Source organism: Enterococcus sp. RTP21361st1_A6_RTP21361_211029 (assembly GCF_040910045.1).
Lineage (GTDB): Bacteria > Bacillota > Bacilli > Lactobacillales > Enterococcaceae > Enterococcus_D > Enterococcus_D gallinarum.
In genome coordinates, this window is the sequence record NZ_JBDGBK010000114.1 from 1 (window position 1) to 8,675 (window position 8,675).

The window sequence follows — 8,675 nt, forward strand, 5'->3', positions numbered from 1 at the left end:
CTTTTATTTTTATCGCCATCGTTAATTATTTATTACCTGTGCTCCTCTTTTCGCAAAAAAATCATTAAAAAGAGATTTTTTTGATTTTACTCCTTTTTATTAACAAAAATTAGAAACTTTTTAATGTTCTCAGAATACGCTTCCATCTTTTCTTCTAATATTTATTTTGTAAAAAAGTGAAATAAGAATTATTTTCTGAACAGTATTCTGTTTTTTTTAATCTTTAAAAAAAAACAGAAAAAAACTCCTTAAAAAAGGCGATTTTCACCGCTTTCTCCTTTTTAAAACAATTTTCAAAAAAATAAGCCACCAGAAATCGTGAATGATTTCTGGTGGCTTAGACCATTTTATGAGCTACTTCTAAAGGATCAATCTTGTAATTTCTTATGCATAAACAACGTTGTTTCTCGATAGTCATAGAAGATTTTTGAGAAGGCCATCAAATCACCTTCTCGCAAGTAACTGTCGTCTCGAACAACCAAACTAGGGCTCCCCGCGTTCATGCCAAAAAAAGCAGCTTGTTTAGCAGTCAGTAATTCACAGCGGATAAATTTATCGATGAAACTGACAGTCACTCCCTTTTCTTGTGCAAAATATTCAAACATGGAACCGTACATGGCAGATTCTGGGATCTGACCAACGATATCTGCCAGATAATAGGATTTCTCAATCAAATACGGCTGATCATCCAGTGTGCGAAATCGTTCAACTTCAATAAAAAGCTGATTATCAGAAAATCGCTGGTGGCTTGGTGAAAAATCGATCTCAGCGTACGAGACCAAACGCTGTGTTGCTTGAACGGTTTGAATCAGTTTTCCTTCTCTAGCAAGATCTTCGGTAAACCCAAGATCACTTTGGACTGCTTTCTGCTCTTGCGTCAATTGATCGTGTACATAGGAGCCTCTGCCTTGAATTTGGTAAATATAGCCGCGTTTACTCAATCTGCTTAGTGCTTGCCTTAAGGAATACCGAGAGACTTGATAGTGTTCCATCAATTCTTTCTCGCTAGGCAACTTTCCGTTGCGATCAGCTAAATCCTTTTTTTCGATTCGTGCGATTAAATCTGCAGCTAATAAATCGATCGTCCATTGTTTTGTCATTTCACTTCTCCCCCAATGTTGTACTACTCCTATTTTACCGCAAAAGCTATTGCCTTAGTGGGAATCTTTATTTCTTTAATATCATGAAGACAAAAGAAAACCCAGCTAAGACATGTTTAGCTGGGTTCTGCTGATTCAAACTTACACTTTCGGTCAAGCTTTTCCTTGTTCTTCTGCAAATAGTTTGCCATCATACATTTTGATGAATGGGAACCAAATAAGAAAAGCAACCAAGGCGCAAATTAGCGCAAGGACAAATGCGCGCCAATCGCCACCTGAACCGATAAACCCTGAAAGACCAATTGGGGTTGGCCAAGCGACTTGAGCAATCGGTGGTTTGACAAACCCTAAATTGATTGCAAAATATGCCACCGACATAGAAGCCATTGGTGCCAAAAAGAAAGGAATTGCCGTATAGGGGTTATACACAACAGGCATCCCAAATAAAATGGGTTCATTAATGTTAAAGAATGATGGGACGATCGCGGCTTTACCTAATGCATTTAGTTGTGCCGATTTAGCAAAAAACGCGATGAAGATAACCATGCCCAATGTTGCTCCCGAACCACCAATTGTCACAAAACTATTATTGAATTCACCGGCAAAAGCAATATTTGCACCGCTTTGGTTTTCAACCATGTTGGAAAGAACGATGGGCGTCAAGAATGAGGTCACGATCGTTGCTCCGTGGATTCCGACGATCCACAATGCATGCATCAAGAAATAGATAACTAACAACCCAACCCACGTACTCGTCAATTGCGAAACAAAACTAAAGGGAATCGCAATGACTTTGAAGATATCGGTCCCTAAAGCTACTAAAGCACCGTTGATCACGATCACGACTAAAGCAATCAACGCAGTCGGAATCAATGCAGTAAATGAACTTGAAACACCAGTTGGTACAGTATCAGGCATTTTGATGTAGATATTTCTCTTGACACAAAACGCGTAAATTTTCACTGCAATAATAGCCATAATAATTGCAGTAAAAATACCAGTCGTTCCTAAACGTGTCACACCACCCGCCATTTCCCAACCATCAATGATTTTTTGATCATCGGAAATAAGGGTCACAAGAGTCGCTACTCCGCCTTCAAATACTAATTGAGGTAGACACATGAAGAATGCCATCATTGACAACAAAGCCCCGTTTACAGGACTTAACGAAATTTTTTCTTCCTGCGCTTGGATCTTGGTATATTCATAACCAAAAACAATACAGAAATATAAGGCCAAGATCCCCATTGTTGCAGTATTTCCTAGCATATATAAACTTTGGATCTTATCAAAAGAAGCCGCCCAAATCGATGCTAAAGCTGGAAAACTTTGAGGTAAGACACTAATAATCAGGAACATTGAACCAACGATCGTAAACGGAATCGAAGCCATCCCGGCCGCCATCACCCCACGGACGATTCGAAATTGCGAGATTCGCCCCATTGGTCCCATTAAGTACTTATCCAGAAAGGTAAACATTTTACTATTTTCTGTGTTCATCTATTTTTCCTCCTTTATTCTCAAATGTCCGCAGATAGTTCAAGTAACTATCCCGATCTTTTTCGATCAACCATGCTTTTCGTTCCATATATAAACAACAAATCAATCCCAGAGTCAGACTAACCAGTAAAATCGGTCTGGCCGCAAGATTCAAAAATGGGAAAAATCCGTCTTGCCACCTTAACAGGATAAAAAGGATACCAGTAATGTTGACCCCTGTTTGAATCCAATAACCAACTTTAGTCAAGTGCAATCGATTTGATGTCTGCCAATATTTTTGTGTCTGTTCAAAGATGATGGCGCCATCGACCAAAAGCAAGAACACCGGTACCAGACCCAGCACTGTCCAATTTGCCAGACTAAGCAACGCCCAATAAAGATTGATAAAGAAAAAAATTGCTGTCATATAGCGAAAAATCAGATAGCGGTTAAATCGCATATTTTTTTGTGCGTACGCATTGGCACCGGACGACTGATTTTGTCCTCTCATAGTTATGATCCACTCCTCTCTCATCATTTTTATCGCGAATAATAACCGAACTTGTTCGAACAAGTTAATTTTAGCATAAATCAAAAATCATGCAAGCGATTACTTTTTGATGTTTGGTTGTAAAAAATAAACTCCTGAAGAAAATCGTCTATATTCGCACAACTTTTTAAGGACTATTCAGGTATCTTCCAGCAAAGTTTTGCTCTTGTGAAAACGGGGATTTTATGTTAAAAATGAATAAAAGGAATGTTGATTCAACAAGATGTTCGCTTTTCAAGTTGTAAAAAAGGTTTTTGGTGTAAAATACTTACTTTAAAAGGAGAAAGACGAAAATTATGGCAAAAGAAGTAACCTACGAATTTATCAAAGAAATTCCCAAAGCTGAACTCCATCTGCATTTAGAAGGAACATTGGAGCCTGATTTGAAATTACGATTGGCACAAAAAAATCAAATTGATATTGGTCAATCAACAATCGAAGAGGTGGAAGCAAGTTATCAGTTCGACTCCTTGCCTTCTTTTTTGAACATTTATTATCCAGCGATGAATGTCCTCCAAACAGAAGAAGATTTTTATGAATTGGCAATGGCTTACTTCAAGAAAGCTGCCGAACATCACATCACTTATGCTGAAGTTTTTTTTGATCCGCAAGCCCATACCTCTCGCGGTATTTCTTTTGAAACCGTCATCAACGGCTATTATCGAGCGACACAAGAAAGTGAACAAATTGGTGTACGAAGTGCCCTAATTATGTGCTTCTTACGGGATTTTTCTGCTGAATCAGCAGCAGAAACCTTAGAACAAGCACTACCTTTTAAAGATAAGATTTTGGGGATTGGGCTTGATTCGGATGAAAAAGGCAATCCACCACTGAAGTTCAAAAAAGTTTTTGAAAAAGCAAAAGCCGCTGGATTTCATTTGACGATGCATTGCGACATTGATCAGGAAGATTCGATCGAACACATTCGCCAAGTCATTGAAGAAATCCAAGTGGAACGAATCGATCATGGAACAAATATCGTAGAAGATGAACGGTTAGTCGATTATGTGCGGACGCACCAAATCGGATTGACGTGTTGCCCTGTCTCCAACAGTTTCGTCGTGGATGATATGAAAGGAAAAGAAATCATCGAGTTATTGGCAAAAGGCGTCAAAGTGACGATCAATTCAGATGACCCAGCTTATTTCCAAAGCTATATTTCTGACGACCTTTATGCATTGAGCAAAAATTATCAGCTAACAGAGGACCAAATCATTCAATTGGTCAGAAATGCCTTTGAGATTGCTTGGTTACCAGAAGAAGAGAAGAAGTTGTATCTAGCGGAAGTCGATGCTTTTGTCGCGGAGAAAAACAATTAATTTTTATTCTTATACAGGCAAAGCTGCACAAGGGTAAAACAAACAATCACTCCAAATACAGGATTGGAGTGATTGTTTTTTGCTTGTTCACTAAATATGAAGATCTTTCTTACAAAAGACCATGCCCGATGCCACGAACAGGATACACGCTCCAATCAATAGGACAAAGATTCCGATGAGACCACTACGATCTCCTGCGATCAAAGCATCTGGATCAAACAATGTAAAGAAAGTAAAATACTTTACTTTTTCTGCATTTCCGCCGGTGTTGGCAAGCATCTGTAAGACGTACATTAATGCTGGTATCCCACCGCCGACAGCAATACTGTATTTTGAATCATTAAAAACACAAGAAGCTAAGAAAGAGATTCCTGCGATAAACAACTGCAAACAAAGCAACCCACCATTCAGCAGCAACAGTTTGGGAATCTCGAGTTCTCCTTTAAATTGTAATCCGCAAAGGATCTCTAATGCAGTGCCATAGATGATCAAAAAGAAAATACCCGTTAAAAGAACCGACATCTGCGTCATGACAATCGTTCTCCGCTTGATGGGTGCTGCCAGAAGGGCCACCATCGCGTTGCTGTCCACATATTTGGCAATCAATGCATTCCCTCGAAGAATCGAGAATACCATTGGAAAAATGATCAAAATAAAACCATAGAGGTAAGAAGACATGAAACCCAATAATGAGTTAGCGCCGGCTTTCATGCCGACTGCCGACATCAATTCTGGCAGCATCTTGCGCATTTCTTCAAGAGACTGCATCATTTCTGGATTGTACATACTGACAATGATTGAGATGTAGAGGGTCATGACGGCACCAAAAATCACAAGCGTCAGGATGCTGCGGCGCAATTCGCGTTTGTAAAGGGTGAAATTGATCATTTCTCTTCACCTCCATAATAATCCATAAAAATCTGTTCCAATGTTTGACTCGTACTGACTTGAACTTGACTAGGTTGTGCCGGATCGATTTCTCCATTGAAATCTGCTGCAAAGGCTGCCGCCAGTTGTTCATTTGGCAAAGTGACGGTATAACGACGCAGATGTTTTTCTCTTAATGTGTCGGTGGAATCCAACGCAACTAATTTTCCGGCACGAATGATGCCAATTCGATCACAGGTCCGCTCAACTTCTTCAAACATGTGGCTAGACATGAGGATGGTTTTGCCGCGCTTTTTTTCTTCAGTAATTAAATCAATAAAACGTGACTGCATCAAGGGATCTAAGCCACTAGTAGGCTCATCTAAAATCAAGATCTCTGGGTCGTGCATGAAAGCCACAACGATGCCAATTTTTTGTTTCATCCCTTTACTCATTTTCTTGATCTTGCCGTTCGGATCTAACTCAAATCGATCAAGTAATTCTTTGGCCCGTCCATTTTCAGCATTTCCCCGATACTTTGCGATAAATTTAATAAATTCGCTTCCGGTCATATCATCAAAAAAAGTCATTTCGCCAGGGATGTAGCCTAAATTTCTTTGGATTTGTTCTCGTTGCTGCCAGCAATTCATCCCATTGATCAAACAGTTGCCGCTTTGAGGTTTGATGAACCCCATTAGATGACGGATCGTTGTGGTCTTCCCAGCGCCATTAGGACCCAGAAAACCAAACGCTCCTGCTTCCACAGAAAATGACAGGTCAAAAATTCCTTTGCCATTGCCATAATCTCGTGTCAGATTGGAAATATCAATTTTCCCCATCATTCATTCCTCCTATTGACCAACGTCTATTCACTAGCAAATCGTTTGCTGGTTTGCCCACTTGCTTTTTGATACTCCCGCTTTGCAAGTGATCAGTCAAGGCCCTCGGTCTTTGCCATACATATCGTATGATGATAGCCAAAGTATAGCCTATGTTGCTGTTTTTGACTACCAAAATATCCACCGTATTCTAGAAATAGTCTGACCAAAAAAAGCGCCTTTTTAAGTCGCGAATTGACGAAAAAAAGCGGCCTCTTCCATTCGAGGACCGCTTTATTCGACGATTGCTGTTAATATGATTTGGAAAAATGACGCTTCTCATTCAATTAGAACTTAAGGCACCAAATCATGGTCAACATAAAAGGAGTTTATCAAGTACCAAGAAAAACTGTCATTACCTGTCGATAATGCGAAAACAGTTTAGACAAAAGGTGCCTTTTGTTCCTTGATTTCAGTTTACAAAAAGAAGCTGCACGATACAAGAGGAACGAGTAAGAAAGCTCCTGTCTGGGTCCTTCACTTTTATTCTGACTAAATAGAACACCTATTTTTTGCTGCTTGTCGTCTCCTCGTGAATAAATTGCTGCCAACGGGCTCTCAACTTCTGACGATAATAATAGCGAGACTGTTTTGATCCCTCTTGATTGACGCAATCAAGCCACATTTGTCGTTCTTTCGGTTTCAGAAATGCCCAGAATTGCATCAGCAATAGATGATTGTCGATGTCTTCTTTCAGATCAATCGTTTCTTCCTGCTCTGATGTGATTGCTTGAATCAGTTGTTTTTGACGATTACTTTTTCGTTGTAAATCAATCACTCGCCATAGCAAAAAGCCAAATAGATAATTCACTTCATTTTCGTTGCGAAAGATCCCTTCATCAGGATACCTTCGTGCGCGCTCAAAGAGCATGAGTCGCAACTCTTGCAAATAATCTTCAAAATCTGGATGACTGGGGAAGATGCCCGCCCGAATCAGCACTTTGTAAAAGAGGCGCTCATAAGAAGCCATCAGTGTATGCCATTCTTTCATTGTATTCCTCCTTTTGCTTGGTGTTCCCGCGGGTACATTAACCATAGCAAAAAGAGGAAGTGACTATTTTTATCAAAAATCAATAAATCATTTGAATTATGCACTTTTTATTGCAAAAATAGTCAGATAATTTTATAGTTGAAGTATCTAAAATGAAGGAGTTTTTCTATGAAGAGATGCTACCCCCCTATAAGTTCGAATAAACTTGATCCTTATCGTCTGTCCTTTGAGCCAAAATGTAAACGATTCCTCAATTCTAGTGATCAGGCCACTTGCCAGGAACTTGCTGCTTTGATCCGTCCAACCATGACAATTGACTTCGAGAAAGAAATTTTTGCCATTCTGCCTTTTGTTCGTGATGATCGCACGCATTCTTTGATCATTTATCAAGACTATTGTTCACTTCTTCCACAGCCGCCATTTCCTATCATCAAACAGATTCTTCTCCATTTCCATTTTTATGAGTACGCGCTTTTCAAAGATACACTGTACCATTTATTCAGCCAGTCGAATATCAAACGTCAATACAAGATTCCTTGTGCAACTAGCGAATACAGCTTGCTACCACTAACAAACGCCACCAAAAAAGACACCATTTGGGTCAATCCTGGAAAAATCATGACGTTGTCCGCTGCTGGACCGCAATTGTTCATAGAACTGCACAATCAGTTCTCTTTCCCCAGCTCGGTTGAATCCCGTCGTCTAAAGCAAACCATGCTGATCAGTTTTCTTGCTCATGGCATTATCAAACGGGAACATAGCTATCAACTGCCTCGGGCGAATACTAGTCTCACTGAATTTCTGGACCTTTCTTTTTCTCCTCTCACCAATCATTTACTAGGGGAGCTTCATTTTCACGATCTCCCCGGCAAAAGAGGAAGTTTTAGTCTGATTTATCAAGATCTCTATGCAGAAGAAAGCCAACAAAAAATGCGACAAAAATGAGTGCATTTGGCCAAATTTTACTCTTACCAACGCATTTGATCCAAAAAGGGGCAATTGCAATTAATTTAAAAGAAAATGCAAAAGAAAAAAATTTTTTGATCTTTTCGCGTATTTTATTTTTGAGAAACAAAAAGGTACTAGTTTAAGAAAATAGTGCTTTAAGAAAAAATTACTTTAAGAAAATAGTGGCGGAATGCTGCGAAGGAGGAAAACTAGTATGCGTATTGTTAAAATTTCAGAGACAGAGATCTATGTCGAAATGACAGGGAAAGAATCATTTACAGTTACTTGCAGCAGTGAGCAGCTCGCTGAGCGATGGCTAGCGTTGTTAGAAGGTTTAGCCGAGTAGAGCAACTGATCTTCGAAGCAAGATCCGCAAGCGAAACCGCAAGTCAGCTGAACCCATTGGCAGTTGGCTGATGCAATGCCTGAAATGCCTTTCTTTTCTCAAAAGAGGACAGCAAGCAATGACCATAATAAAAAGCAGCGGCAAAAATGAAGTGTGTCCGAAAAGTTGACTTTTGGTCCAACTTTTCGGATCACTGC

At 39.6% G+C, this 8,675-nt stretch carries 9 protein-coding genes; 3 read left to right on the plus strand and 6 right to left on the minus strand.

Going from position 1 to position 8,675, the window contains the following annotated elements; genetic code table 11:
• Positions 1–368 precede the first annotated feature (368 nt).
• The 3 genes from AB5Z52_RS14890 to AB5Z52_RS14900 form a co-directional block, all read right to left on the minus strand.
• On the minus strand, positions 369–1,100 hold the full coding sequence (locus tag AB5Z52_RS14890; RefSeq protein WP_003126097.1) for a GntR family transcriptional regulator: 732 nt from the start codon (positions 1,098–1,100) through the stop codon (positions 369–371).
• Between the two features lie 153 nt (positions 1,101–1,253).
• Positions 1,254–2,600, minus strand: a complete 1,347-nt coding sequence (gene celB, locus AB5Z52_RS14895) for a PTS cellobiose transporter subunit IIC (protein ID WP_003126096.1) — start codon at positions 2,598–2,600, stop codon at positions 1,254–1,256.
• Complete coding sequence (locus AB5Z52_RS14900) at positions 2,584–3,090, minus strand: hypothetical protein (RefSeq protein WP_288551657.1); 507 nt, start codon at positions 3,088–3,090, stop codon at positions 2,584–2,586. The genes celB and AB5Z52_RS14900 overlap by 17 nt, the downstream gene beginning before the upstream one ends.
• A gap of 335 nt (positions 3,091–3,425) precedes the next feature.
• On the opposite strand from AB5Z52_RS14900, the gene add reads away from it, so the two are divergent.
• The gene (gene add, locus AB5Z52_RS14905) at positions 3,426–4,448 is read left to right on the plus strand and encodes an adenosine deaminase (RefSeq protein ID WP_288551656.1); all 1,023 of its coding nucleotides are present in this window, start codon (positions 3,426–3,428) and stop codon (positions 4,446–4,448) included.
• Between the two features lie 90 nt (positions 4,449–4,538).
• On the opposite strand, the gene AB5Z52_RS14910 is transcribed toward add, so the two are convergent.
• The 3 genes from AB5Z52_RS14910 to AB5Z52_RS14920 all read right to left on the minus strand — a co-directional run bounded on the left by AB5Z52_RS14910 (position 4,539) and on the right by AB5Z52_RS14920 (position 7,184).
• On the minus strand, positions 4,539–5,336 hold the full coding sequence (locus AB5Z52_RS14910) for an ABC transporter permease subunit (RefSeq protein WP_003126093.1): 798 nt from the start codon (positions 5,334–5,336) through the stop codon (positions 4,539–4,541).
• Positions 5,333–6,157: an ABC transporter ATP-binding protein gene (locus tag AB5Z52_RS14915; RefSeq protein ID WP_003126092.1), complete on the minus strand. Its 825-nt coding sequence runs from the start codon at positions 6,155–6,157 to the stop codon at positions 5,333–5,335. The genes AB5Z52_RS14910 and AB5Z52_RS14915 overlap by 4 nt, the downstream gene beginning before the upstream one ends.
• 541 nt (positions 6,158–6,698) lie before the next feature.
• Positions 6,699–7,184, minus strand: a complete 486-nt coding sequence (locus tag AB5Z52_RS14920; protein ID WP_288551655.1) for a sigma-70 family RNA polymerase sigma factor — start codon at positions 7,182–7,184, stop codon at positions 6,699–6,701.
• A gap of 168 nt (positions 7,185–7,352) precedes the next feature.
• Between AB5Z52_RS14920 and AB5Z52_RS14925 the strand changes: the two genes are divergently transcribed.
• Positions 7,353–8,129 (plus strand): hypothetical protein, encoded by a 777-nt coding sequence (locus AB5Z52_RS14925; protein ID WP_288551654.1) that lies wholly within the window; start codon positions 7,353–7,355, stop codon positions 8,127–8,129.
• Positions 8,130–8,346: 217 nt separating this feature from the next.
• Complete coding sequence (locus AB5Z52_RS14930) at positions 8,347–8,478, plus strand: hypothetical protein (protein ID WP_005471013.1); 132 nt, start codon at positions 8,347–8,349, stop codon at positions 8,476–8,478.
• The last annotated feature ends 197 nt before the right edge of the window (positions 8,479–8,675 follow it).

What these genes read in the sequence shown, in the direction of transcription:
- add (WP_288551656.1), top strand. Translation starts at nt 3,426, where the DNA reads ATGGCAAAAGAAGTAACCTACGAATTTATCAAAGAAATTCCCAAAGCT.
- AB5Z52_RS14890 (WP_003126097.1), bottom strand. Translation starts at nt 1,100, where the DNA reads ATGACAAAACAATGGACGATCGATTTATTAGCTGCAGATTTAATCGCA.
- AB5Z52_RS14915 (WP_003126092.1), bottom strand. Translation starts at nt 6,157, where the DNA reads ATGATGGGGAAAATTGATATTTCCAATCTGACACGAGATTATGGCAAT.
- AB5Z52_RS14920 (WP_288551655.1), bottom strand. Translation starts at nt 7,184, where the DNA reads ATGAAAGAATGGCATACACTGATGGCTTCTTATGAGCGCCTCTTTTAC.
- AB5Z52_RS14900 (WP_288551657.1), bottom strand. Translation starts at nt 3,090, where the DNA reads ATGAGAGGACAAAATCAGTCGTCCGGTGCCAATGCGTACGCACAAAAA.
- AB5Z52_RS14910 (WP_003126093.1), bottom strand. Translation starts at nt 5,336, where the DNA reads ATGATCAATTTCACCCTTTACAAACGCGAATTGCGCCGCAGCATCCTG.
- AB5Z52_RS14925 (WP_288551654.1), top strand. Translation starts at nt 7,353, where the DNA reads ATGAAGAGATGCTACCCCCCTATAAGTTCGAATAAACTTGATCCTTAT.
- AB5Z52_RS14930 (WP_005471013.1), top strand. Translation starts at nt 8,347, where the DNA reads ATGCGTATTGTTAAAATTTCAGAGACAGAGATCTATGTCGAAATGACA.
- celB (WP_003126096.1), bottom strand. Translation starts at nt 2,600, where the DNA reads ATGAACACAGAAAATAGTAAAATGTTTACCTTTCTGGATAAGTACTTA.